Annotated in this window: 17 protein-coding genes; 8 read left to right on the forward strand and 9 right to left on the reverse strand. The window is 54.9% G+C overall.

The features are described from left to right. The first annotated feature begins 167 nt into the window (after nucleotides 1-167). The gene (locus IGS16_RS16305) at nucleotides 168-548 is read left to right on the forward strand and encodes a single-stranded DNA-binding protein (RefSeq protein WP_297087195.1); all 381 of its coding nucleotides are present in this window, start codon (nucleotides 168-170) and stop codon (nucleotides 546-548) included. Nucleotides 549-550: 2 nt separating this feature from the next. Here the strand turns inward: IGS16_RS16305 and coaE are convergent, their stop codons facing one another. The 3 genes from coaE to glgB form a co-directional block, all read right to left on the reverse strand. Further along, the gene (gene coaE, locus IGS16_RS16310; RefSeq protein ID WP_297087197.1) at nucleotides 551-1,219 is read right to left on the reverse strand and encodes a dephospho-CoA kinase; all 669 of its coding nucleotides are present in this window, start codon (nucleotides 1,217-1,219) and stop codon (nucleotides 551-553) included. Between the two features lie 17 nt (nucleotides 1,220-1,236). Further along, the gene (gene cobA, locus IGS16_RS16315; RefSeq protein WP_297087199.1) at nucleotides 1,237-2,871 is read right to left on the reverse strand and encodes a uroporphyrinogen-III C-methyltransferase; all 1,635 of its coding nucleotides are present in this window, start codon (nucleotides 2,869-2,871) and stop codon (nucleotides 1,237-1,239) included. Nucleotides 2,872-2,940: 69 nt separating this feature from the next. Further along, on the reverse strand, nucleotides 2,941-5,253 hold the full coding sequence (glgB, locus tag IGS16_RS16320) for a 1,4-alpha-glucan branching enzyme (protein WP_297087202.1): 2,313 nt from the start codon (nucleotides 5,251-5,253) through the stop codon (nucleotides 2,941-2,943). A 600-nt stretch (nucleotides 5,254-5,853) separates the two neighbouring features. Between glgB and IGS16_RS16325 the strand changes: the two genes are divergently transcribed. Further along, on the forward strand, nucleotides 5,854-7,794 hold the full coding sequence (locus IGS16_RS16325) for an ABC transporter ATP-binding protein (RefSeq protein ID WP_297087204.1): 1,941 nt from the start codon (nucleotides 5,854-5,856) through the stop codon (nucleotides 7,792-7,794). A gap of 35 nt (nucleotides 7,795-7,829) precedes the next feature. Here the strand turns inward: IGS16_RS16325 and IGS16_RS16330 are convergent, their stop codons facing one another. Beyond that, complete coding sequence (locus IGS16_RS16330; protein WP_297087206.1) at nucleotides 7,830-8,009, reverse strand: hypothetical protein; 180 nt, start codon at nucleotides 8,007-8,009, stop codon at nucleotides 7,830-7,832. Nucleotides 8,010-8,246: 237 nt separating this feature from the next. On the opposite strand from IGS16_RS16330, the gene IGS16_RS16335 reads away from it, so the two are divergent. From IGS16_RS16335 to IGS16_RS16360, 6 genes are all read left to right on the forward strand, one after another. Next, the gene (locus IGS16_RS16335; RefSeq protein WP_297087208.1) at nucleotides 8,247-9,914 is read left to right on the forward strand and encodes a DUF3352 domain-containing protein; all 1,668 of its coding nucleotides are present in this window, start codon (nucleotides 8,247-8,249) and stop codon (nucleotides 9,912-9,914) included. 426 nt (nucleotides 9,915-10,340) lie between these two features. After that, nucleotides 10,341-10,880: a transposase gene (locus tag IGS16_RS16340; protein WP_297087210.1), complete on the forward strand. Its 540-nt coding sequence runs from the start codon at nucleotides 10,341-10,343 to the stop codon at nucleotides 10,878-10,880. Between the two features lie 579 nt (nucleotides 10,881-11,459). Continuing rightward, entirely contained in the window at nucleotides 11,460-12,296 is an 837-nt protein-coding gene (locus tag IGS16_RS16345; protein ID WP_297087211.1) for an ABC transporter permease, read from the forward strand. Nucleotides 12,297-12,370: 74 nt separating this feature from the next. Continuing rightward, the gene (locus IGS16_RS16350; protein WP_297087213.1) at nucleotides 12,371-13,450 is read left to right on the forward strand and encodes an ABC transporter ATP-binding protein; all 1,080 of its coding nucleotides are present in this window, start codon (nucleotides 12,371-12,373) and stop codon (nucleotides 13,448-13,450) included. A gap of 372 nt (nucleotides 13,451-13,822) precedes the next feature. After that, nucleotides 13,823-16,240, forward strand: coding sequence for a GAF domain-containing protein (locus IGS16_RS16355; RefSeq protein WP_297087215.1), 2,418 nt, complete (start codon nucleotides 13,823-13,825; stop codon nucleotides 16,238-16,240). A 235-nt stretch (nucleotides 16,241-16,475) separates the two neighbouring features. Continuing rightward, nucleotides 16,476-17,834 carry a Type 1 glutamine amidotransferase-like domain-containing protein gene (locus IGS16_RS16360; protein WP_297087217.1) on the forward strand — a complete coding sequence of 453 codons (1,359 nt, stop codon included), beginning with the start codon at nucleotides 16,476-16,478 and terminating at the stop codon, nucleotides 17,832-17,834. A gap of 71 nt (nucleotides 17,835-17,905) precedes the next feature. Here the strand turns inward: IGS16_RS16360 and IGS16_RS16365 are convergent, their stop codons facing one another. The 5 genes from IGS16_RS16365 to IGS16_RS16385 all read right to left on the reverse strand — a co-directional run bounded on the left by IGS16_RS16365 (nucleotide 17,906) and on the right by IGS16_RS16385 (nucleotide 24,914). After that, nucleotides 17,906-19,279, reverse strand: coding sequence for a metallophosphoesterase family protein (locus IGS16_RS16365; protein WP_297087219.1), 1,374 nt, complete (start codon nucleotides 19,277-19,279; stop codon nucleotides 17,906-17,908). A 167-nt stretch (nucleotides 19,280-19,446) separates the two neighbouring features. Beyond that, a complete protein-coding gene (locus tag IGS16_RS16370; RefSeq protein ID WP_297087221.1) occupies nucleotides 19,447-20,541 on the reverse strand; it encodes a glycosyltransferase family 4 protein in 1,095 nt (364 codons plus the stop codon). 12 nt (nucleotides 20,542-20,553) lie between these two features. After that, on the reverse strand, nucleotides 20,554-21,981 hold the full coding sequence (locus tag IGS16_RS16375; RefSeq protein WP_297087223.1) for an oligosaccharide flippase family protein: 1,428 nt from the start codon (nucleotides 21,979-21,981) through the stop codon (nucleotides 20,554-20,556). A gap of 147 nt (nucleotides 21,982-22,128) precedes the next feature. Further along, nucleotides 22,129-23,121, reverse strand: a complete 993-nt coding sequence (locus IGS16_RS16380; RefSeq protein ID WP_297087225.1) for a glycosyltransferase family 2 protein — start codon at nucleotides 23,119-23,121, stop codon at nucleotides 22,129-22,131. A 128-nt stretch (nucleotides 23,122-23,249) separates the two neighbouring features. After that, entirely contained in the window at nucleotides 23,250-24,914 is a 1,665-nt protein-coding gene (locus IGS16_RS16385; RefSeq protein WP_297087227.1) for an alkaline phosphatase family protein, read from the reverse strand. Nucleotides 24,915-25,435 lie beyond the last annotated feature (521 nt).

Consider the following 25,435-nt stretch of genomic DNA (forward strand, 5'->3'; position numbering starts at 1 on the left):
TAGCTCGGTGCCAGGGCGATTATCAAAAGCCCCTCGGAGGTACTTATCCGAGGGGCTTTTGGTTTATTCGTTTAAATTGCCCTGTTATGTAAATTACCCTGTTACGTCTTTTGCTTTGGGGGGAATAATAGCCTTATCAAGGCTTTTCACACTCAGGGTGCGTCATTATGGCAAGTGTTGGTTTGAACAAGTGGATTGTTAGTGGTAATTTGGGCGCTGATGCTCAGATGAAAACGGTTGATTTGCGGAATGGAGAGAAGGCTCAGGTTGCTGAGGCAACGCTTTACGTTCGTAGTCCTCGAAATCGCGATGAGTCTTTTACGGTGTCGTTAAGTATTTGGGAGAGGTCTGCGGCCTGGCGCAAGCTCCCGTATTTGAAGAAGGGATCTTTAATTATTTGTACGGGAAATTTGGAACCTAATCCTTACATTTCAAGCAACGGCAATGTTCCGAAGGCTGGGCTGTCGATGACAGTGCTGGATATTGATTTGGATATTGTGCGTGATGGAAGTGATAGTGATTCTGATGAATCGCTATCTGCTGCCTAGCGTCAAGAGGCTGATGATTCTGATGCGTGTTGGAGTGCCCAGTCGATCTGTTTGAACAGATCGTCCAGGGTTGAGGTGTTTTGAATGATGACGTTGGCGTGGCAGATTTTCTGACTGATTGGCATTTGGCTGTCGATGCGAGCGTGGATTTGTTCTAGGCTGAGGCGGCTGCTGCCAGAGCCTTCTATATCTCGCTGCGTGAGTCGTTCGATTTGTTGTTCGCGGGAGCAGTTGACAACCCAAATTTCGTTGACGAGATCTGTCATGCGGGCTTCGAATAGGAGTGGTACGACGACGACTGCGATCGCCTCTCGCCGCCGCGCCAATTCCTGTAGCTCTGCGGTGATTCGATCGCGCACGTAGGGATGAATGCGCTGCTCGATCCAAAGACGCTCTGGCGGACTATGGAAGATAATTTCTCCGAGTCGGGCGCGATCGAGTCGTCCATTGGGCATGAGGATACTTGGCCCGTAGCGTTCCACAATTTCATAAAGGACAGAACACCCAGGTTCGACTGCTTCTCGTGCGTATACATCAGCGTCTAGTATTGGAAGCTGTCGGACTGTTGCTAGATAGTTTGAAATTGTGGTTTTTCCCATCCCAACGCCGCCAGTGAGTCCAATTGTGCGGGGTGGCGCACTCCGGGTAGAACTATAGCTGCGATCGCTCATAGATTTACCCTGTTTGTTTAGGAACTCTTTGCCCATTTGACTATTGCTTGTGTCAATCCCTCCAAAGTATACTCTTCTGCTTCGATATCCACTCGGCCAAACGCAACTTGGCAAGCTTGTGAGGTTTGGGGACCGATGGATGCTAGACCGACGGAGTTCAATAGTAGAACTGAATCAGCCTCTAGGGATTGACAAAAATCGGTAAAAAGTTGCTTGAAGCAGCGTACAGTTTTCGAGCTTGCGAAGGTAATGACATCGACTTGTTCGCTGTGAAAGGCTTGCTGCACTTCTGGTGCGATCGCTCTTGCACAAACTGATTCGTAGGCGGGGACTTCAACGACTGTTGCGCCACTATGGGTAAAAGCCTGGACGAGAACGTCTCGACCGCCCGTTTCGACTCTGGGGAAGAGAATGTTTAACCCTTGCAGAGGTTCGGGAAAATGCTCGACTAGGGCATCGGCCACAAAATCTGGCGGAATAAAGTCGGGCTGGATGCCGTAATGCTGAAGTCGTGCAGCTGTTTTTTGTCCAACCACGGCGATCCTGACTCCGTGTAGGGATCGGGAGTCTTGATTTTGGGCAAACAAGCGTTCGAAGAAGGCATCGACTCCGTTGGTCGAGGTCAAGATCAGCCATTGGAACTTGGGCAGATGGGCGATCGCCCCATCGAGGGCATCCCAGCTTGAGGGCGGGCCTATCTCCAGAGTCGGCATTTCTAGCACGGTTGCGCCCTGGGCTTGCAGGAGTTGTGTAAAGGAACTGGATTGACCTGCGGCGCGGGTTACCACTACTGTTTTGCCGGAGAGGGGCAGCGGCATGGGCTGATCTGCTGGAGAGTTTATCTGCAAGGTGGAGTCGGACACGGGCGCGGTTGCAGGTGACGAGGGAATTGAGCTAACTCCATTTTGGGCTGAGGACGGGGGAGCAAGATAGGGGCGGAGGGCGACAACTTCACCAATTGTAATGACGGCGGGTGACAGCGCTTCGTGGGCGGTTTGTCGTACAACCGCTTCCAGCGTGCTTGTCCACACTTGCTGCTGAGGATGCCCGGCCCAGCGAATAATGGCGATGGGGGTGTGGGGCGATCGCCCGTTGGCAATTAACCGCTCCACAACGACCGCAAGCTGCTGGGTTCCCATCAGCACAACCAGCGTATCTATTCCCGCCAGCGCCGGCCAATTCAGCGCATCTGGCTCATGAGCGCTCACCACGGCAAAGCTACGGCTTAGCACCGGGTCGGTCAGCGGAATACTCGCCAGCAGGGGGCCTGCCAGGGCTGAGGAAATGCCAGGGACGACTTCAAAGCGACAGCCTGCTGCGTTCAATGCCTGAATCTCAGACGCAGTGCGCCCAAAGATAAACGGGTCGCCGCTTTTGAGTCGAACCACTTGTAGCCCCTGCTGGCACAGGTCAACCAGAAGGCGATCGATTTCTGATTGTTTGAGGCTGGGCTGCCCCCCGCGCTTTCCAACGTGAATACGCTGGCAGCTTGCTGGCGCAAGGTCGAGCAAATCTGGAGAAACGAGCGCATCGTAGACAACCGCTTCAGCCCGCTCCAAGCGCGAGCGCCCCTGCAAGGTCAGGTAATCTGGCAGCCCTGGGCCTGCGCCGACAATAGACACGAACCCTGTCGGCACACTGTCAGTACGCAAAGCCTGATGGGGGGCGATCGCCATCAATCTCTACTTGTAAATGACACAAAAACTGGCTTAGGAGATTCGCTAAGGTGATTCCTCCGGTGGCTCCGAACCCGCAATCTCACGAGTCTTGATGCGATCGACCTTCAGCACCAGCACCCCCAACGGCGGCAGGCAAAGATCGATCGAGTAAGGACGACCGTGGAACGACCACTCATCGGCCCACTTTCCGCCCAAGTTGCCCATGTTGCTACCACCATATTCGCGAGCATCGCTATTGAACAATTCGCGGTAGAACCCAGGTTCTGGCACACCGACGCGGTAGTGCGCGTGAGGCTGGGGCGTAAAGTTGCAGACCGTAATCACATATTCCTGAGGATCTTTGCTCTGGCGAATGAAAGATACAACGCTGTGGCGATTGTCGTTGCAATCAATCCACTCAAAACCGTCGTAGGAAAAGTCTTGCGTATAGAGCGCTGGCTCACTCCGGTAGAATTCGTTGAGCTTGCTTACAAAGTGCTTCAGCTTTTGGTGCGGTTCGTATTGCAGCAGATGCCACTCTAGGTCGCCCCACACGTTCCACTCATTCCACTGGCCAAACTCGTTGCTCATAAACAGCGTCTTTTTGCCTGGATGCGTGTACATATAGGTGTACAGGCATCGCAAGTTGGCATACTTTTGCCATTCATCTCCTGGCATCTTGCCGATCATGGCGCTCTTTCCATGCACCACCTCATCATGAGAAAACGCCAGCATAAAGTTCTCGCTGAAGGCGTACATAATGCTGAAGGTGATGTTGTTTTGGTGGAACTGGCGGAACCACGGGTCCATGTGAAAATAATCCAGCATGTCGTGCATCCAGCCCATGTTCCACTTCAGGTTAAACCCAAGCCCGCCAACATAGGTGGGCCAAGATACCATCGGCCAGGTCGTCGATTCCTCGGCAATGCTGAGGATGCCAGGAAAGTAGCTGAAAATAACGTGGTTCATCTGGCGCAAGAAGTCTGCTGCTTCCACGTTTTCTCGACCGCCATACTGGTTGGTCACCCACTCCCCAGGCTTACGCTGATAGTCGAGATACAGCATAGAGGCGACCGCATCAACCCGGATGCCGTCAATATGATACTTGTCGAACCAGAACAGGGCGTTGGCAACGAGGAAGTTACGAACTTCGTTACGAGAGTAGTTGAAGACCAGCGTGCCCCACTCCTTGTGTTCGCCCTTCCGGGGATCGGCGTGTTCGTAGAGGTGCGTGCCGTCGAATAGTGCCAGTCCATGTCCATCTTTAGGAAAGTGACCCGGAACCCAGTCCACAATCACGCCAATCCCATTTTGGTGGCACTGATCGATGAAATACATCAGGTCTTGGGGAGAGCCGTAGCGCGAGGTCGCAGCGTAATAGCCTGTGACTTGGTATCCCCAGGAGCCATCAAAGGGATGTTCGGCAATCGGCAGTAGTTCGATATGGGTGAAGCCCAATTCCTTGACGTAGGGAATGAGCTTATCGGCAAGTTCGCGATAGGTCAGGAAGCGTGCGCCCGGCTTGAGATCCGCGACAATGACAGGCGGCTCTTCGGTGCCATCGGGGCGGATGTAAGGTTCGGCAGAGGAGGCGTGGAGCCAGGAACCGAGGTGGACTTCGTAGACCGAAATAGGCTGAGTCAGCGGATCGGTCTGGCGGCGCTTTTCGATCCAATCTTGATCCTGCCACTCATAGGTTTCTAGGTCTGCCACGATGGAGGCAGTCTTGGGACGGACTTCTTGAAAAAAACCGTAGGGATCGGATTTTTCGTAAATATGCCCTTCCTGGTTTTTGATTTCGTACTTGTAGTGAGTGCCTGCGCCCAATCCTGGGATGAATAGCTCCCAGATGCCATTGCCAATGCGGCGCATTTGGTGTTTGCGACCGTCCCACCAGTTGAAATCGCCTAGCACAGAGACGTTTCGGGCGTTGGGTGCCCAGACGGCGAAGTATACGCCCTTAACTCCATCGACCTCGGTGAGGTGTGCGCCAAGTTTTTCGTAGATTCGGTGATGGTTTCCTTCGGCAAAGAGGTGGATGTCGAAGTCGGTCAGCAGTGGCGAGCGGAAGGCGTAGGGATCATAGGTGACGCGCTCGTGGTCGCCCTCTTTGATGCGAAGTTGATAGTTGGAGAGTTCTGCACGATCGAGGAGGCACTCGAAAAAGTGGGGATGGTGAGTGCTTTCCATTGGGTATTCGGTGCGCTCTTCGGGGCACACTACCCAGGCGGCGTCGGCGCTTGGCAGATAGGCGCGAACAACCCAAACCGTTTTGTCGTCTTGTGTGATCTGGTGGGGACCAAGTACCTCGAAGGGGTCGTGGTGTTGGTTCCAGACAATGCGATTAACCTGGTCGGGTGCAACGGTCGATGACATGAAACTACCTGCCTGCAAGAGCAATCTAGACTAAGGGGCGGATGTAGCAAAACTCAACTTGACCTTACTATACAGGTCGCTTTGTCCAGTTCATCTATCTATCCTGATGGAACTATCCTGACGGAATTGGTGGACGCACGTTAATGCGGAGTTCAGATATGGGGGGCTGATGGGCGATCGCCCCTGCTCAGGTCAACGAACGATGAGCGTCAAATCACTGCTGCCAACCTGATCTAGTTCCCCAGTACAAACACTCCGGGCAATCCGCAACCAATACGCTGAGCAATCCGTAAAAGGTCAGTGGGGTCAGGAACCCAAAATGTCAAAGAGCTTTGTAAACAAAACCCAACATTTGTTTATTTATCTGTAATAAACCGTAGCAAATTACGGCTCAAGTCTCAAACGATGTTTATTTTTATGGAAAACAAAAAATGCTGCTAGACCCTTTGGGGCGGCGGGGTATCAAACCTCAAACTTTCCATCCATACGAAGGCGCGATCGCAGGCGTGGCTGGAGGCGTGGGGGATTTCTTGCCGACGCTGCTAGAATCACTAGAATTACAGGTATCTGCAAACTCATTGATCCTTTGGATCGTTCGCCATGCCAAATGTTGTTGATTCCGCGCCGGTGCTTGATGTCCGCAACTTGCAGGTGCAGTTCAAAACCGAAGATCGGCTGAACGTAGCGGTTGACGACATTTCGTTTCAGGTGCGTCCGGGGCAGACGCTGGGCATTGTGGGCGAGTCGGGGTCGGGCAAGTCGGTGACTTCGCTGGCGGTGATGGGGCTGCTGCCGCGGCCGGCGGGGCGAGTGACAGCAGGCGAAATCTGGTTTCGCGAGTCGCCGGAGGCAGACCCCGTGAACCTGCTGACGCTGAGCGAAGAACAGCGGCGACGGCTGCGCGGCGGCAAGATTTCAATGATCTTTCAGGAGCCGATGAGTTCGCTGAACCCGGTCTATACCTGTGGGTTTCAGCTTGTGGAGGCGATTCGACAGCATACGGACATTTCCGAGGCTGAGGCGCGGCGGCGGGCGATGGGGCTGTTGCAAGAGGTGCGGCTGTTGCCCAGCGATGCCGAACTGGAGCGGCGCGTGGTGGAGGATTGGCAAAAGCGCGTGCCTGCGGTGGGACGATCGGGCGTGACTGAGCGGGAACTGAGCGATCGCCAAATTCAGCAAGAGGTGATCCGCCAAAAGCAGGCGATGCTCGACCGCTATCCGCATGAACTCTCCGGCGGGCAAATCCAGCGGGTGATGATTGCGATGGCGATTTCCTGCAATCCGGTGCTGCTGATTGCCGATGAGCCGACGACGGCGCTGGATGTGACGGTGCAGGCGACGATTCTGGACTTGCTGCGAGAATTGCGCGATCGCCGCAATATGTCCATTATTTTCATTACCCACGACCTGGGCATTATTGCCGAAATTGCCGACTCGGTGGCGGTGATGTATCGCGGGCGGGTGATGGAGATGGGCCCGGTGATGGACATTTTTTCTAACCCGCAGCATCCCTATACGCGGGGGCTGCTGGCGTGTCGTCCCCAGCCTGATCGCCGCCTCCGCTTTTTGCCCACGGTGGCAGACTTTATGGAGGTGCAGACTGGGCCTGACGGGGCGATCGCCATCACCGAGAAACCGATGGATCGCGATCGCCTGCTTTTGCTCAGCGACGAAATCAGCGATGCCGAGAGCCAGGAGCGCCTGGCTACCTTGCAGGGGCGATCGCCCTTAGTGTCTGTAGAAAATCTGGAAGTCGGCTTTCCGGTGCGCGGTCTGTTTGGCAAAACCCAGCGCTATCTGCTGGCGGTCAACGGCGTGACCTTTCAGGTGTATCCGGGTGAAACGCTGGGGCTGGTGGGCGAGTCGGGCTGCGGCAAATCAACCCTGTCGCGGGCGCTGCTGCGGCTGATTCCCACGATGGGCGGACGGATTTTCTTCGACGGGCAAGATGTGACGCACCTAGAGCCGCGCCAGCTCCGACAACTTCGCCGCGATATGCAGATTATTTTCCAAGACCCCTTCAGCGCCCTCGACCCGCGCATCAGCATTGGTGCGGCCGTGCTGGAGCCGCTGAAGATTCACAATATCGGCAATGCCCGCAGCCGCCAAGAGCGCGTCGCCTACCTGCTGGAGCGCGTCGGTCTAGACCCGCGCTGGAGCAACCGCTATCCCCACGAATTTTCCGGTGGGCAGCGGCAGCGCATCTGCATTGCCCGCGCCCTGGCGCTAAACCCGCGCTTTGTGGTGTGCGACGAGTCGGTGTCGGCGCTGGATGTGTCGGTGCAGGCGCAGGTGCTGAATTTGCTGAAGGAGTTGCAAGAAGAATTCAAGCTCACCTACATCTTCATCTCCCACGACCTCAGCGTGGTGAAGTTCATGAGCGATCGCATTATGGTGATGAATCGCGGCCGCATTGAAGAAATCGGCCCGGCAGAGCAAATTTATCGCCAGCCCCAGCAGCCCTATACCCGCCAGTTGATTAACGCGATTCCAGCGGGCACGCTCGACGCGATTCGCCAGCGGCAGACCCAGCGCAGCTAGGGAAACGGGTTCAAAGCAGGTCTGGTCTACTCGCTCTAGTACGGCTCGTCCCACGGTTCCCCCAGCAGCCAGGAAAAGAGCATTGCGCCGAGGGCGATCGCCAGCCATATAGGCCAATGGAACAAATGGTTGACCAATGCAATCGGGAAGTAGACTACCGCCTGCACCAGCGCCAGCGTGATGAAAAACGCAGCCAAACCAACTGCAAATGCCACGATTTAACCTGCCTCTTTGCGATGCCGTGCAACCCTATGCTACAGCAGCGGTCGGGGCGAAAGCCGTCTGCATTGCCCTGCTTCCTCGCTATCCTGGTAAAAAGTTAATGGGTTGGCAGATGTTGTCCCAGATGTCGTGAAGCCAGAAAACCCTGCCAAAATCGACAATCCAAAATCCAAAAAATCCCAAATAGATATAGCCGGGACGCAGCATCGGCTATGAAAGGAAAGACAGACATGAACCCAAAAAAGCCCAAAGGGAAAAGTGCAGGCGCTTGGCTGGTGACTGGGGCGGCGATCGCCCTGATAGCAGGCGGCGGGCTGGGCTACTGGCTCTCTCGCCAGCCCAAACCGGGCGCAGTCTCCGATGTACCCGCTGGGCTGGAAGCCGCCCCCCGCGATGCGCTGCTGGCGCTGTCGATTTCTACCCGCCCAGCGCAGTGGCGACAACTGCGTGAATTTGGCACGCCCCAGACCCGCGCCCGACTCGATCAAGCGCTGGTGAACTGGCGCGATCGCCTGCTCACGTCCAAGGGCTATCGCTATGCTCAAGACATTCAGCCCTGGGTGGGCGACGAGGTGACGCTGGTGCTGCTGGCTCCAGCGGCAGAAACCGAAAGACCACCTGCCCTCTGGATCTTGCCGATCGAAGATGCCGAAAAGGCGCAGCAAAGCCTGTCGCGACTAGGGGCGGGCGCATCTGCTTCTGCTCGCAGCCACAAGGGTATTGCCCTCCGTACCCTCGCGGGAACCGACGGACAGACCCTCAGCGCGGCAGTGCTGGAGGATCGGCTGGTGCTGCTGTCGGACACGGCTTCAGCGATTGAACGGGCGATCGACACCTATCAGGGCGGCGAGGCACTGACTCAGTTGCCGAATTATTCATTGGCCCTGGCCCAAACGGCGGTGCCTGAACCCTTTGCGCGGCTGTATGTCAACGGGCCCCAGGCAAAGGCGATCGCCGCTGCGAATTCTATCCAGCCCGCGCCGCTGTTGGGTCTAACGCCCCTGCAAAATAATCAAGGACTGGTTGCCAGTGCCCGTCTTACCGAGACAGGGGTGCAACTGCGGGGTTTTAACTGGCTACCTGCTGACAGCCAGAATCGCTATCGGGTGGTCAACAATGCCGGAGATTTGCCGAAGCGATTGCCAGATGATGCGCTGATGGTGGTTTCGGGCAGCAGCTTCCAGCAGTTTTGGCAGGGCTATAGCCAGCAGGGCAGCGTGGTCAATCCGCGCAATCCGCTGAATCCCAATATGCTGCGTGAAGGGCTGCTCAGCACGACTGGGCTGAACCTGGAAACGGATCTGGTGGACTGGATGAATGGTGAATTTGCCCTGGCGCTGTTGCCGCAGCCCGATGCGACGGGCGATCGCCGTTTGTCACTGGCCTGGCTGGCCGAAACGAGCGATCGCCCCGCAGCAGAAGCCGCCCTCGCCAGGTTAGACGAGGTAATGGGCAGTCGCTATCGGTTTCGCGTCACCCAAGCGGAGGTCGGCGGACAACCTGTGGTCGGCTGGGCATCGCCCTTTGGCTCGATCAACGCAACCCACGGCTGGCTGAATAACAACACCGCCTTTTTGACTCTGGGTACGGGTACGCTCCCCAACCTACTGCCCCAGTCCGAAATGCCCCTAGCCAACGACCCAGACTTTGTTGCCGCCACTACGACCAGCCTTAACAGCCCAAACGGGCAGTTTTTTATCGATATTGAGCGGCTGCTCACGAGCGACACACCTTTTCCCCTGCCCAATTTGCCTAATGGCACCGAGATTTTTCTGACAGGAATGCGATCGCTCGGCATTACCACTGCCATCGAGGGCGATCGCACCACCCGCTATGATCTGAACTTGACGCTGAAAAAATCGACCGAACCCGTTGCGCCCCTGCCACCGCCGGAGTAGGCAGGGTTGGAGATTTTGGGTTTTGGATTTTGGATTTCGGATTTTGGATTTGGGGTTTGGGAACGCGACAATGATTTAACCGCTCTTCTGTCACACTAGGTGAGCAATCATCAGAGCAAAGCAATGAACGCGAGGTGCAGCCAATAGTTGACCCACAACCTGCTAAAGCGACTGTCCAATTCATCGACGACTACTGCCAGTGGTATCCAGCGCTGTTTCCAGAAGTTAGGAGCTCCGAGGCGTTTAAGCAGTAGAGCGATAAAGTCCAGGTTTGCCAATCCAAGCTTAAGGGAAAACCAAGCCTCTCTAGAAGTTCCCCTGATTAAGGGGGAATTAGTGTTCTTATGGTGGCTAGTGTGGTGTTTGATCAAAAATGCCGCTCTCCAGATACCTTGAAGTTACCAAGCTCAAGCACAGGAGAATCGGATGAAAAACACCACACCAGTCCAATCTTATGACGGCGAGCAGATTTACGTCGGCATTGATGTGCATAAGAAAACTTATGTAGTTGTTGCTCGTGTTAACCAAGTCATTGTCAAAAAGTGGAGTACGACCGCTAAACCCGCCGATTTGGCAGCGCAGTTGTTGAAGTATTTTCCAGGAGGAAACATCCATACGGTATACGAAGCAGGGTTTTCAGGGTTTGTTCTGCATCGAGAATTGAATCGTCGGGGCATCGATAATCGGGTTGTCCATCCCGCAGCCGTGGAGGTGGCGGTTCACAACCGGGTCAAGACGGACAAACGGGATGCGGAGAAACTCTCGACCCAATTGGAGGCTGAACGGTTGCGAGGTCTGCGAGTCCCGACTCCAGCCCAGGAAGAACGACGAATGCTGAGCCGAACACGCAGCCAACTGGTGCAAGAACGAACAACGATTAAGCATCAAATTCGGATGAAAGCCCAGCAACTGGGACTGAATTCGAGCCGCGTTTCGCAAAGGAGAACGGTCTCAAACGGGCTATGAAACAAGCCAACTGCCTCACCCAAATTCTCATCCATCCTTCAGGAGGTGATCCCCCCACACTGCTCAGGCTGTCGTAACGAACCTAAACAATCTGTCTTGCTGTGACCGCGTCTACATCCCGGTAGGCATTCTCTGACTATGTTTTAGTGGGAGCGGCGCAGCCTATGAGGACAGCGAACAAGGAAACTGTGGCACAGTTACGACTGTGACTACGAATGACTGGTTGTTGTCGCCTCGTTTCGCTCAGTCTGGACTTGAGCAGTCCTCTTTCCCATGATTGTTCCGCTGCTGTGATTCAAACTCGTCTTAGTTGTGATCTAGAGGGCGCTTCCTCGTTCCTCTCTGGAGTTGTGTAGCTACCCTTGACAAAATCCCATGACAGGGATTTAGGGTGAGGGTTACAAAAGTGGGATGCACCCTCTCAATTCCTGCAAACAGCCTGAGCGATGAAAGCGCTAGAAGTTTCACAGATACTTGATCGGCAGTCCAAAATCGCCAATCCAAAATCCAAAATCGCCAATCCAAAATCCAAAATCGATATAAGTTTGGTATGGCGCTAGAGGTTTTGGCACTCACGTTATGGCACTTGAAAACCCATTGATGGATGCAGGGGCAATGGATGCAGGGGCGATCGCCCCCCGCCAAACGCAGCGTCGCCCCTGGGCGCTGGGGCTTTGGGCCGTGCTGGTATTCGGCTTTCTATATTTGCCCATCGGTGTGCTGGTGCTGATGAGCTTCAACAACTCGCGCATTCTGTCGCTGCCGTTTCAGGGCTTTACCCTGCGCTGGTATCGCACGGCCCTGGAAGATGCAGCGATGCGCGTGGCGCTGGGCAACTCGATTCGGGTGGCGGCGGTGGCGACGGTGCTGGCATCCGTCTTTGCGCTGCTGGCAGCCTTTGCGATCTATCGCTACCAGTTTTGGGGCAAAAATGCCTTTCGCATTGCGCTGAATCTGCCGATCTTGCTGCCGGGAATTGTGACGGGCGTGGCGATGCTGGCCTATTTCTCGGATTTGGGACTGCCGCTGTCGCTGTGGACCGTGATCTTGGGACATGCCATCTTTGGCTTGCCCGTGGCGCTGGGGCCAATGCTGACGCGCCTGGGCCAGTTTCCCCGCAGCTTGGAAGAAGCCGCCTATGACCTGGGAGCCACGCCCGTTCAGGTGTTTCGCGATGTGCTGTTTCCCTACCTTCGCAGTGCCGTGGTTGCTGGGGCTTTGCTGGCCTTCACGCTATCCTTTGATGAAGTTGTCGTCACTATTTTTCTTACTGGCCGCGACAATACTTTGCCGATGGAGATCTGGGGTCGCCTCCGCACCAACATCACGCCAGAAATTGCGGCGATCGCCACCCTGATTCTAACTGTGAGTACCGTCCTGGTGCTGTTGAGCCAGCAGGCGCAGCGAGACGGCTGATGGCGTGAAGCGGCTGTCTATATCCCCAGCAACCCTTTCCAACTCTTCCACTCCTCCATCCCCAACCCCTCTCCATGCCTTCCCAACCCATCGTCTCCCTCGATCGCGTCAGCAAAATCTACGGCAGTGGACAGAAGGAAGTCTACGCGGTGAAAGACGTAACGCTGGCGGTGCAGCCGGGGGAATTTTTTTCGCTGCTGGGGTCGAGCGGGTCGGGCAAAACAACCACCCTGCGGCTGATTGGCGGATTCGAGATTCCAGAGTATGGGCAGGTTTGCATCGGTGGTGAGGATGTGACTACGCTGCCGCCCTACCGACGGGCGGTGCATACGGTGTTTCAGAGCTATGCGCTGTTTCCCCACATGACGGTGGCGGAAAATATTGCCTATCCGCTGCAAATTGCAAGCGTGGCGCGGGCAGAGGCAGAACCGCGCGTGGCAGAGGCGATGCGGATGTTTCGGATTGAGGGGCTGGGCGATCGCCGTCCGTCGCAGCTTTCGGGCGGGCAACAGCAGCGGGTGGCGCTGGCGCGGGCGCTAATCAGCCGGCCCAAGGTGCTGCTGCTAGATGAGCCGCTGTCGGCGCTGGATGCCAAGATTCGGGAAGAGGTGCGACAAGAACTGCGAGAGCTTCAGCGCGAGACGGGGCTGACCTTTATCTACGTGACGCATGACCAGGAAGAGGCGCTGTCCCTGAGCGATCGCATTGCCGTGATGCACAGCGGCCAAGTGCAGCAGTTGGGCAGCCCGAAAGACATTTACAACCGACCCGCTTCGCATTTTGTGGCGCAGTTTATCGGCAAGGCAAATTTTCTGCAAGGCACGGTGCAGGCGATCGAGGGCGAATGGGCGGCGATCGCCCTCAATGGCTTTCCTATCCGGGCGCTGTCTACTGGAACCCCGCTGACCGTGGGCGATGCAGCGACCGTCATGCTGCGGCCAGAGCGCGTGCGGCTAGGGGTGGCAGATGCACCGGGGGCGATCGCCGCGACGATTCGCCAGGTCACCTACATTGGCCAGGTCTGGGAATGCAGGTTGGATACGCCGGTGGGCCCCCTGATGGCAACGCAGCTTGGAGGAGCAACCGCCCCTGCCGAGGGTGATGCCTGCGGAGTAGTTTGGGAAGACGACGCTTGCATTGTGCTGCCGGACTAGCAGGGGCGATAGACGCTTGACGGATTATCCAAAATCGCCAACCCCAAATCGCCAATTGGATATTGGTGGTTGCTGATCTAGGGTGGGTAATTAGTGCGGTTGATGCGTTAGACGCAACCCAAGAGCCATCGCATCTTCTGAGATAAGATCGAAGTGCCGACTTTTCTATAGAGGCAATAGAACTTTACACCAACTGTCTCGGACGTGTCTCAAAGGTTCCAGCGTTTTTGACTTTATTCACTGAAAAACTGCCGGATAGATTCGCTTTTGGGGCAAACGTTACTTTTTCGGATTTTTTTAGATTTCTTGGATTTATTAAAGCAAGCCCTGGTCTGAGATGCTCTGTCTGCAAGATGCTTGCGTAACGTGCTTATGCCATTTGACGTTCAGCCCTTCTGGGCCCTGTTTGATGATTCTCTAGACGGGGTGGTGGCGATTGATGCCAGGGGCTGCGTCGTGGGCTGCAATGCAGCGGCTTGCAAACTATTGGGGCGATCGCGCGAAGCATTGGTGGGGCAGCTTGCTGTAGAGGTGCTGCCTGCGGTTCTCTGGACCAGTTTGCAGCGGAGCCAGGAGTCCCACCGGGCCGCAGCGGAACCAATCAAAGGTGAACTTGATTGGTTTGTGCAGGGTTGCACCGCTCGACGAATTGCCTACGGCATCGCAAGTCATGCCTTGCCGGAGTTGTGCCTGATTGCGTTGCGGGAGGTCGGCCCATCCGAAGCGAATTGCTCTGCAAACTGCCAGCAGATAGAGGAACTGCTCCACCAGCAAATCCAGCGCGAACAGGTTTTGCGGGGCATTACTCAGCGCATCCGCCGGTCGCTCAGTGTAGACACAATCTTGGCGACGGCGGTAGATGAGGTGCGACGGGTTCTCCAAGTCGATCGAGCGCTGATCTTTCGGCTGATCAGCGCTGAGGTGGGTGTGGTGATCCAAGAATCGCTGAACCCGGCCTATCCGCTGACTCTGGAGATGAAGCTGGAAGATCGGTGCTTTGGGGGCAGCTGTCGCGACTTTTATCAGCAGCACAAGACGCGGCTGGTTCCCGATGTGCGCCAGGATGCTTGGGCTGGGTGCCTGGCAGACTACATGCAGCAGTTTCGCGTCAAGTCCAAAATGGTGGCGGCGATTTTGCAGCGAAACTCTCTCCAGCCCTCGGATCAGCCCACCAAGGGCAAGAATTTGGTGGACGACGCTGACAATGCTGACAATTTAGACGGCTCGCCAGAGGTGCCCACGCTCTGGGGGCTGCTGATTGTGCATAGCTGCGAAACTCATCGCCAGTGGCAGCCCAGCGAAGCAGACCTGTTGCAACACATCGCTGATCAATTGGCGATCGCCCTCCAGCAGGCAGAACTCTACAACCAAGTGCGGCAGTTGAACCTGAACCTAGAAGACAAGGTGCAGCAGCGCACGGCAGAACTGGAGCGATCGCTCAATTATGAAGCCCTGCTGCGCCGCATTAGCGATCGCCTACGCGACAGCCTCAACGAGCATCAGATTTTGCAAACGGCGGTGCAAGAACTCGCCGAGCAACTCCACCTGTCTACCTGTGAAGTCGGTTTTTTTAGCAGCGACGGCCAGTCCTATCGAATTGCCTACGAATTTCCGACTAGTTTGCCGCCGATTCGAGGAGCCGAGTTTCGCTGCGAAGAGCATTATGAGCTGGCAGTTTGCCTACAAGCCCGTTCCTGGACGCACACCTGCGGGCAGCACCCGCTGGCGGGCTGGGTCGGTCTGTTTCGCTGCCCCATTACCGACGAACACGGCAATCTGGGTATCTTGACGCTGGTGTGCCCGCCGGAGCGGGTGTTTACGGAGCCAGAAATTCGCCTAGCGGAACAGGTCGCGATTCAATGTGCGATCGCCATTCGCCAGGCCCGCCTGTTTCAAGCCGCCCAGACCCAGGTTGCTGAGCTAGAGCGCCTCAACCGGCTCAAGGACGACTTTCTCAATACGGTGTCTCACGAGCTGCGAACGCCCCTGTCGAATATCTCGATGGCGACGCAGATGCTCGAAATCATTCTGCGCGACATGACCAACAGCGTGACCGAGCCACTGGCCGCTCAACTGCTCCGACACGCCGCTCCTTTCGTGCAAATTCTCAAAGAAGAAAGCCTCCGCGAAACCAGCCTAGTCAATGACCTGCTCGACCTGGCCCGCATCGACTCAGAAACAGAGCCGCTCCTGTGGACGACGGTGAACCTGCGCGACATCCTGCCCCACATTGCCGAGCCATTTTTGCAATACGTCCATAAGCAGCACCAGCATTTGGAAATCCAGGTTCCAGACGACCTGAAGCCATTGACGACTGACCTAAACTATCTGGAGCGCATTCTTTCGGAACTGTTGCACAATGCCTGCAAGTACACGCCTGCTGGAGGCAAGATTCAAGTCTCGATTGAACAGGAGCAAGAACAGGTTAGAGAACAAAGCGGGGAACTGAGTCGAGAACACACCCGAGAACAGGTTGGAACATCCGCAGAAGCAGCATCCGTTCCTGGTCAGTTGCGGGTTTGCGTGACGAATACTGGGGTGGAAATTCCTGAACAAGAGCGCGATCGCATCTTTGAAAAGTTCTATCGCATTCCCAACAACGACCCCTGGAAATATGGCGGCACGGGCCTGGGCCTGGCGCTGGCTCGAAAGCTGGCCACGCTCATCGGGGGGCAGTTGTCGGTTCAAAGCGCTCCAGGTCAGACGACCTTTGTGCTTGCCTTACCGCGGTTTGGGCTGCTTCACGATGGAACTGCCGCTGCACCCAGCAGCACCCACACCAATGCGTAAATGCCAAGATCTGTCATGCCAAGATCTGTCATGCCAAGATCTGTACAAATTGCTACCCAGAACCGTCAAAAGGCGCGTCTCGAAACGCCTCCAGGTAGCAGATTGAACCAAACTAAATTTCTTTAGGAGTCCTTTCGCTTGAAATCAGAGAGGAGGGTGATATTCTAGCCCGCAGAGTATTGCACCCAAGCGATGCACTTGCATTCCCTCACTTACAGGCACTTGAGTCATTTTTATGCATTGGATTACTAAAGCCGCTGTCGCGCTGAGCTTGACCTGTGTTGGTGTAGCTCAGTTTGGACCAGCGCTGGCCGGGTCTTTGGTTTTGGTTGGTGGAAACTGGGCATTTCCAGGCAGCGGCGGCATCGAAGAAGATTACGGCGTTTCCATTTACGAGGAGATCGTGAATCTGGCGGGTGGGCTGTCCAATGCAAAGATCGGCATCATCTCGACGGCCAGCAGCAACCCTGCGCGATCTGCCGGGTTCTACATCGAAGATTTTCAGGCGCTCTATGGCGACAGCGTAGATGTAGAGTGGGTTCCCATTACGGTGAGTGATTGCGCGGGCTACAAGAACGACAGCAGTTCGGCGATCGCCAATCAAATCAGCAGCCGCAACGCCTTTGTCTTCACAGGTGGCGACCAGTCCTTCATTACCGAGTGCTTCTTTAACGAAAACGTCGCCACTCAAAGCCGCACCGACACGGCGCTCATCCGATCCCTGCGTGACCAGTTCACCAAAGGCGCAGTCATTGCTGGCACCAGCGCCGGAACCGCCGTGCAGCCCGGTACTGAAATGATTACCAACGGCGAAAGCTACGAAGGATTGCGCGATGGCTCCAACAGCCTGATTGGCAGCCCGCCCTTCGACAACACGCTCTACTACAACCCCCTGGGCGGGCTGGGCTTTTTTAACTACGGCATCTTAGACAGCCACTTTAGCGAACGGGGGCGGCAGGGACGCATCATTCGCCTTGCGTCTGACCTGGGAATTGACACCGCCTTTGGGGTGGACGAAAACACAGCGCTGGTGGTGACGGACACCGACACGGAGGATGTCAACTTCAAGGTGCTGGGTCAGAACGGCGTGTTCATTGCTGACCTGACTGGCGCGGAGCCGGGTGAGAAGAACGGCAACTGGACGATTTCTGGCGTAAAGGCTACCTACCTGACCGAAGGCGACACCTACGACCCACTGACGAAGACGGCAACCTTTGGCAGCAAAACCTCGCTTAAAGGCAGCGAGGTTCCAAGTGAGATTCCCAACACGGAAAACGTCTTTAGCTATTTTGACGACGATCTGGGCAACTGGACCAACCAGCGGGCCTTTACCAACACGGCGATCGCCCTATTTGGCAGCACTAGCACCACGGCCACGGGCACTAGCCTAGAATCCGACCCGACCTACGGCGTTACCCTAACCAAGGGTCTGGGAGCGGAGGGCTTCTCTGGGGTCGATGGACTGGGGCAGACTCGCGTATCCTTTAAGGATCTGGACGTGGCGATCGCCCCCACTCCTGAACCCTCCAGCCTGCTGGGGCTGGTCGGCGCAGGCGTGTTGGGGGTTGGCCTGCGCCGCAAGCGAAAGCAATAGACCTCGCGAATCCAGCGCCAACAGCGTAGACCACTAAAACAGCGTAGACCGCTAAATAGACTGCTAAACCATCACGCGCCACAACGCCCTGTCGTGTACTCAAACGCATCCAGCACCACGGGCGGCTTGCCATCGCCAGTTATGCCGTAGGTCTTGACCTGCAATCGCTGATCCGGCGTGAAATGAAGCTGCGTAAACACATGCATCGTGTTGTTGCGGTAGGCAGTCCAGGGGGGCGCAGTGTCGCTCTGAAAGATTGAAAACGAGCCGCTTTTGTTGCTCTTTTTGCCGCCAGGACTGGACTTGAGCCAGGTCACGCCATCTTCCAGGGTGTAGCAAGATTTGGAAGTAGAGGTTGCGGTGATGGACTGGGGCATATTGACCAGCGGGTAAGTTCGCTCATAGGCCTGGTCATGGGAAGAGACAATCAGCTTCACACCATATTTTTCGAGCAATGGCCCAAGCTGCGCCCGCAGCGCCAGGTTGGATGGATGGCTTTTGCCCTCAGCAAAAGCAGACACATGGGTAAACGGAATAATCCACTGTTTGCCTGCGGCTTGCGCGGCCTGAATGTCTTCCTCCAGCCACTTCAGGGTTGCATTAGAAACGCCCTGCTCTTCAAAAATCGTGAACAGAGAGATAAAGTGGACGTTGCCCACGTCAAAAGAGTAGTTGAGGTTGTGGTCAAACCCATCGGGCGTGGGAAAGCGCTGCGACCAGAGATCAATGTTCTCCTCCAGCATAGCCTCATGATTGCCATAGGTCGGCATCAGCGGGGCCTTGCTGGCCACGGGCATCATCTGGTTAAACCAGGCATCGATTGCCCGATCGAGCGGTCGAAAGCGCTTGTCGCCATCGTAGTAGGCATAGTCGCCTCCACCCAGCACAAGCAAGGGATTCAGCTTGGCAATTTCGTCGATGATTTGCTGGGTTCCGGTCGAGAGGCCGTCCTTACGACCCACCAGTCCCGTATCTGCGACATATACCACATCAAATTCGCTTGCGCCCCCCGCCGGAGCAGTGCGGAACGTGTAAATATCGCTCCAGACTGACCAATAGTCCCCTTTTACGCGGTATTCGTATTCAGTGTTGGGCAACAGATCTTCAACAGTGACCTCATGCAACATGCCCTCTGTGCCAGAGGGACGGTGGACCCCTACCCACTCTTGCCACTCTTCAGCGCCCTTCGGGCGATATTGCACGTAGGAGGGGGTGTAGTCTCGGTAGGTGCGCCAGGTGACAGTCATGGTGGTTGCGGGATCTTTGATCCAGGCGAGATGCACCTGATCGGGCGGGCGGCGGCGGTGTGCTTTGTAGGCAGAGTAGGCAACCGTTGCACTGAAGAAGAGAAACAGCAGCGCCAGCGCCAGCACAATGAGCCACTTGGGAAGGGATTTGCTGACAAATCGCCAGCGTAGAACCGATGGAGTTCGATGACGAGCCATGATGGTTTCGGTAGAGAGATTTTACAAGGGTTTACAGACTCTAGAACTTTAGAAACTTTGGGAAAAACAGCCCGAAGCGTGTGTGAGGTCAGTCCCCAGAGGAAGGGATTAAGAACATCGGCCTCAGGGCTATTGAGTGTGGTCTATCGGTCTAACGGTCTAACGATCTATCGTTTTGCGGCGATCGCCCGTTGATAGATTTCCACGGTGCTTGCCGCAATATTGGACCAGTTCAGGTCAGTCTGGCAGCGGGCCAGACCAGCAGTGGCAAAGCGCTCTTGTAATGCGCGATCGCCCAACAGGTGAATGACTGCGTCTGCTAGGGCGCGGCTGTCTCCGGGGGGAACCAGCAGCCCGTCTTGCCCGTGGTTGACCATTTCTGCTAGCCCGCCAATATTAGAGGCAATCACAGGGGTTCCCATCGCAAACGCCACAGCCGCCACGCCACTTTGGGAAGACTCGACATAGGGCAAGACTGCCACAGTGCTGCGCTGAAATAGCCCCGCCACCGCCTTGAGCGGAATAAACTCGTTCAAAATTTCAAACTGGCGGGGGTCCGGTTCCCCAGAAAAATACTGGCTCAGGTTTTCCCCCCGCCCCGCAACAATCAGTCGCACATCGGGGAAGCGCTCTGCTACCAGCGGCATGGCTTCTACCAGATACTTCAAGCCCTTGTAAGGCCAGATGCGACCAAAAAACAGCAGGGTGTGGGGTTCGCGCGGCAGATGCACGCCATCCGCCCATTTTTGGAAAAAGCTGCCAATCTCGCCGTGGGGTAAGACCAAAATGCGATCGCCCGACACTCGAAACTGGTTCACTAGGGCTTCTTTGAGCGGATTGGCATGGACGATCAGCGCCTGCGACTTGTAGAACGCGATGCGCCGGGTATATTCAGACCCCCATACATTGTCGCGATCGCCCGGATGTCGAAACACATCGTGAATCGTGGTCACCAGCGGCGGCATCTTGTTCAACAGCAGTGTCAGGTCATACCAAAAGTCGTTTGTCTCTTGTACATGCAGCACGTCGGGTTGAGCCTCCCGAATCAGTCGCATCATCTCCACCATCGAAAATATATTGCGCGGATCTCGAATCCGAGGCTTTGCGAACGTCCGCACCTGGACTCGTGGATCGAGCGCTTTACGACAGTCCGTAGAAATCTTCTCCGGATGAATCAAGGTCAAATCAACATAATTCGCTAACCCGTTGGCAAGCCCAACCGTGTATTCGGTAAAACAAAAGTGTAATAGAACAACCTTCATCAGTACCCCCGCCTATTTATGCAAAAGCTTTGCGTAAATCGTCCTGACTCCACCTGCTTGAAACATAGCCAGCGCACCCACAAGCAAAAAATAAATGACTGTTGAAATGATGGTAATCCTCAAAATTTCTTGAACATAATTTTCAAGAATCCAAAACACAAGCGTCATCTGGATTGTAATTAAAAGTGGACGCTTGAGGATTTTCCAAAATCGAACCGAGAACAAGTTAAATGAAACGCCATAAACGTATTGACCAAGACTAATGAATCTCATGAGCAAAACGCAAACCGCCGCCCCCATCAGTTGAAACTGAGAAATTAAAAGAATACCCGTAATGCCCATTAGGGTAGTGGTCACAATCACCTCGCGCATGTTGATCCGTTCGAGGCGATTGGCAACCAGAAGATGGCTTAAAGGACGGATAAATGAGGACGCAATTAATCCCAGCGACACGATAGCCAGGGGAACCGCAGCATTTCCGAAATCGGGTCTATGATAAACCAGATTTAGCAATTCTCTGCCAAAAAAAATCAGCGCCGTGACCAGTGGCAAGGACACCATTAACAACATCTCAATACTTATTTCAGCAAGCTGTTGTTGCCTCTGGAAACCGAGATCTACTGCCTTTGACATGCTTGGAAAAACACCGACCGTCAGGCTAGTCGATAAAATATCGAAAGGTTGCATCAACTGCATGATGGCTCCATAAAGCCCGACGATAACCTCTCCTCCTAGTACAGAAAGAATGAGAATCTGCATCCGAGCATTGATCACTGAAACGCCTTCTATTGCTACAAAGGTTCGCACCGACTGCACTGATTGTCGGATGAAGGCTTGGTCAACCCTCCAGCAGGGAATGACGGATCTCAACATCAACCCCCACTGAAACAGTAAGATGAGTATTTCCGAGAGAAATATCACCAAACTCAGCCCCATGACTCCATATCCTGCCTGCATCGCCCAAATCATGAGGGGCAGCCGCAGAATGTAAATTGGAACTGTAGTGGCAGTAATCAGATACATCTTCTCTTTTGCTTGGAAGATGGACTCTGATATGTTTGATAAAGAGAATGGAAAGATAGTCAGCCCCATGACATAACACACCAGCGTTGTGTCATCTTGATAGGGGAGTAGATATATAACAAGTACCAAAACCGCGTAGGCGATGGTGCTGAATAAAAGTTGCAGCAGGGTACCGCTTACTAGGTAGGTTGGCGCTTTTTCTGGATTGCGAGACAACTCTCGCGTGAACAAAACCTTAAAGCCCTGTGAGGCAAGGCTCATGAAGATGAAATAATATCCAAAGGCGAGGAGGTATTGACCCAGCTCGTATGCGCCCAATACGCGAGCAATGAAGGCGCTGAGGGCAAAGGTTGTGATGCTCTGGGTCAGGCGCGTCGCAAAGATTGAGAGTGAATTTCCAAGCAGCCGCTTTCCCATCGTCAATAGCGATCCTCTTTGGATATGTCGAAATCGAGTCTCTGCTGCAATCTCCCTTTCATCTGCCCACTTAGACCCCCTAGATAAAAGGCTTTGGCGAGAATTGCGATTGGTTGAGTGATTGAAACTATTGAGAATTATTGAGAACTATTGATTGGATAAGCGAGTTTCGTAGGCCAGCGTATTCTTTTGGAAATAGTAGCGCCAGCGTCTTTGCAGAATGTTGCTAAGCTGCCCTGCAAAATGCACAAAGAAATAGGGATTTTGCACTGCGGCAAGCATGGCTTTGAAATACTGCTGTTGCTTCAGTGGTTCAACGACCCGATAGTAGGCTCGGTTGCGCTTGAAGACGGCAAGATTGTGAGAGAGCGATCGCACGAGACGAGGATTACTCCTGACCTGCTCCTTTTGCAAGCAGCTTTGTGTTGCGCGGCAGTAGCCGTCTAGTCGAGCAATTTTGCTCTGCTTGACCAAGGAGTTGGGGCGGAAGCGATAGTAGTAATATGGCTCTGGCACGAGAAAATAGCGTGCGCCATTGATCAGGCAGTTCATATACAGCCAAAAGTCTTGCCCAAGGCGCAGCGAGAGGTCATACTCAATGCCGTGTTTAATCAAGAACTGACGGCGCATCAGCGGCTTGCTCAATCCCAGGTGTAGCCCCTGCTGTCCGTAGACATCGGTTTCCACAAAGAAGACCGGATCGACTCGGCGGATTTCTGTAATTGCGTGCCCGCTTCCCTGGATTAACGTGCTTAGAGGGGTGTCGCTGCCATCCTGCACGTAGTACAGGTCGTCGGCTACCATATCTGCCTGTTCTGCTTGGGCAACCTGGAGAAGACGTTCTAGGCGCTCCGGGGCGTACCAGTCATCGGAGTCTAGCACAGCAATCCAGTTGCCTCGGGCTTCTCGCAGAGCGCGATTGCGAGCGCCTGCTGCCCCCATATTCCGGTCATTCACAAAGACCCGAACCCGCTCATCTTGAAAGCGTCTGGCGACCTCTGCTGTGCTATCGGTCGAGGCATCGTCTACGACGATGACCTCGATGTTGTGCAGGGTTTGGTTCAGGGCCGAGGCGATCGCCCGTGCGATATACGACTCAGTGTTGTAAGCAGGGATGATAACAGAGACTTCGGGATTCATAGGAAGCGCTAGGGTAGATCTGCAAAATCGGTTGCTTATGAGGCAGGACGGGCTGCAAGTGCGACGATATCGCCTCCACAGCCCGCACCTCAATTCATGAATGTGGAAGTCTGGATGATAGAAGTCTCTTACCGAATAGCCGCCGACCGAACGGAGGACACTTCCAGCAGCGGCGTTCCATCCAGGCGATCGGGAATGGGCGCACCCAGCAGACCCAAAATCGTCGGCGCAATATCGAGTGCCTGACCGCGCTCAATGCTGGAATTAGGAGCAATACCCGGCCCCTGAGCCATGAAGAATCCTCTAGACCGATGCCCGCCCGCCCGGAAGTGGGGAATGGGGCCAATTCGCCCAAAGTCGGGGCTGTCTACCACATCGGTAATCACTTCTTCCCAGACCACCACAATGTCTGCATCCGAGAGATTGCCCTCGTCAAACGGCGTGCGGCGAGTGCGAGAAATTTGCCGCACGATGGACTTGCCTGTTCTGGCATCCTTGAGCTTCCAAAGCTTTTCGATCACCTCTTCACAGACGGCATCATATTCAGACGGCGGCACAATGCCACTGCCCTCGCGCCCCTGGACATTGATGCGAACGTGGCCATCGGCAAAGTAGGGCAGCGCGAAGGCCCGCATCTGCGACCACAGCGGGCGATACCACATGGCTGGCATCCAGAACAGCGGCGCGTTTTGCTCCATTAGCACGTAGGGCGATTCCAACCCATTCAGGCGATCGCGCAGAAGCTTGCTGGGCAGATAAGGACGCAGCGCCCGCTTAAGGGGATTTTGCTCGTAGTTCCGCGCCCACATTTCACCCATCCAAGACTTGCGGAACGGATGGCTGATGACCGGGCCTGGCTCTTCGCTGGGGTTTCCTGGGGCGATCGCCGCCTTGCCAAAGTTAAAGCGATACATCATCTCCGGCAGCACGGCCATACTCAGCAAGTCCGTGTAGTTTGCGCCCATGCCGTGGGGCGAAAAGAGCGTAATGTAGGCATTTTCTGGCACGGCATCTAAAATCTCTCCGATCGCTCGGTCGATATTCTCAAACGCCTCCAGCATCAGCGGGCCCGCAGGCTTGCCGTGGAATTCGTATACAGGATGATCGGGATGGGTATACCAGAGGTCATGCCCAGCGGTATGGGCTTCTCCAAACCCAACAAAGAAGAAATCCCAATCCTCTTTCTTGAGATAGTCGCGGCAAACCTGGGCACGCTTCTCTACGCTCTCTTGGATTGCGCCGGGAACCCACTTTTCGTAAGCCTTGTCCCACCAGATGCCATCGTCTTTGTAGAGAACCGGATTTTCCCCATATTCCCGAATCATTTCCGGCAGCACCTCTGCGGGAACAGACACACTGGGAGTGAAGGGATAATGTCCGCCCCACGCGAGAACCTGAAGCCCGTTGACCTGGCTCGACAGTCCCGAAGTCGGCGGGTCTAGCACAAATACCCGATAGTCTTCGCCAAGGGCATAAAAGGGAGGATTCTGCTCAAAATCGCAGCCGACCTTGAGAATGTCTCGGTCAATGCCGTAGCTTTCGGGATAAAACTTGGACGTGCCCCAAAAGCCTGTCTTGTCAGGCATGCAGCCTGTCCAGGTCATAGCCCACAGCCGCTCAGTCGAAGCAGCGGGTGTCGGCACACCGCAGTAGTTCACGATGTTTTCTAAGCGACCGTAGGCCCCCTGCTCACGGACACGACTGAGATTCTTGAGATGCCCCTGAGACATCCACTCCTCAAGAACCACGGGGTCAGCAGCATCTAATCCAATCGCAATTACGGGAGTTTTCACACTATCCTCCGGCAAAACAATGCACAACTAATGAACTGAAACCAGGCGAAGACGTGCCCAGCCTTGGGAAACCGAGAGCAAGACAACGAAGGCTACTGCCCACCGTCGGAAACTGGCGATGCATGAACGAGTGCTGTGAACTTAGTGCAGACTGATTCCTTGGCGATCGCCCGCTCCAAGAACGCTTGCCTAAAGACTTAGCGGCCTGCCTAAACAACCATCCGACAGATTCGGAAACCGCTCAAGCGCACGCCTTAAGCACTATGCAAAAACTTTGTGAGAAAAACTCGCAAGCCAAAACCAAGCCAGAACCAATCTAAAACTATGTGAAATCACGGAGCTTTATACTGTGTTGCCCGAAATCATAGTCAAATTACGGACAGGCTTCTAGCCCTCACTGAGAACTTTATGAAAACTTTGTCTAGAATCTGAAATTCTCTCCTTTTTTGTAAGGGATAGTGAAGCTCTCGATTTAGCAAGTTTCTGATTAATACCACTTTAGACATAGTTTTGAAGCCACA

The organism is Thermoleptolyngbya sp. C42_A2020_037, assembly GCF_015272455.1.
Taxonomy (GTDB): Bacteria; Cyanobacteriota; Cyanobacteriia; order Elainellales; family Elainellaceae; genus Thermoleptolyngbya.

Coding starts and splice junctions, on each gene's coding strand:
- IGS16_RS16305 (WP_297087195.1), top strand. CDS start 168: ATGGCAAGTGTTGGTTTGAACAAGTGGATTGTTAGTGGTAATTTGGGC.
- coaE (WP_297087197.1), bottom strand. CDS start 1,219: ATGAGCGATCGCAGCTATAGTTCTACCCGGAGTGCGCCACCCCGCACA.
- glgB (WP_297087202.1), bottom strand. CDS start 5,253: ATGTCATCGACCGTTGCACCCGACCAGGTTAATCGCATTGTCTGGAAC.
- IGS16_RS16325 (WP_297087204.1), top strand. CDS start 5,854: ATGCCAAATGTTGTTGATTCCGCGCCGGTGCTTGATGTCCGCAACTTG.
- IGS16_RS16335 (WP_297087208.1), top strand. CDS start 8,247: ATGAACCCAAAAAAGCCCAAAGGGAAAAGTGCAGGCGCTTGGCTGGTG.
- IGS16_RS16340 (WP_297087210.1), top strand. CDS start 10,341: ATGAAAAACACCACACCAGTCCAATCTTATGACGGCGAGCAGATTTAC.
- IGS16_RS16345 (WP_297087211.1), top strand. CDS start 11,460: ATGGCACTTGAAAACCCATTGATGGATGCAGGGGCAATGGATGCAGGG.
- IGS16_RS16350 (WP_297087213.1), top strand. CDS start 12,371: ATGCCTTCCCAACCCATCGTCTCCCTCGATCGCGTCAGCAAAATCTAC.
- IGS16_RS16355 (WP_297087215.1), top strand. CDS start 13,823: ATGCCATTTGACGTTCAGCCCTTCTGGGCCCTGTTTGATGATTCTCTA.
- IGS16_RS16360 (WP_297087217.1), top strand. CDS start 16,476: ATGCATTGGATTACTAAAGCCGCTGTCGCGCTGAGCTTGACCTGTGTT.
- IGS16_RS16365 (WP_297087219.1), bottom strand. CDS start 19,279: ATGGCTCGTCATCGAACTCCATCGGTTCTACGCTGGCGATTTGTCAGC.
- IGS16_RS16370 (WP_297087221.1), bottom strand. CDS start 20,541: ATGAAGGTTGTTCTATTACACTTTTGTTTTACCGAATACACGGTTGGG.
- IGS16_RS16375 (WP_297087223.1), bottom strand. CDS start 21,981: ATGGGAAAGCGGCTGCTTGGAAATTCACTCTCAATCTTTGCGACGCGC.
- IGS16_RS16380 (WP_297087225.1), bottom strand. CDS start 23,121: ATGAATCCCGAAGTCTCTGTTATCATCCCTGCTTACAACACTGAGTCG.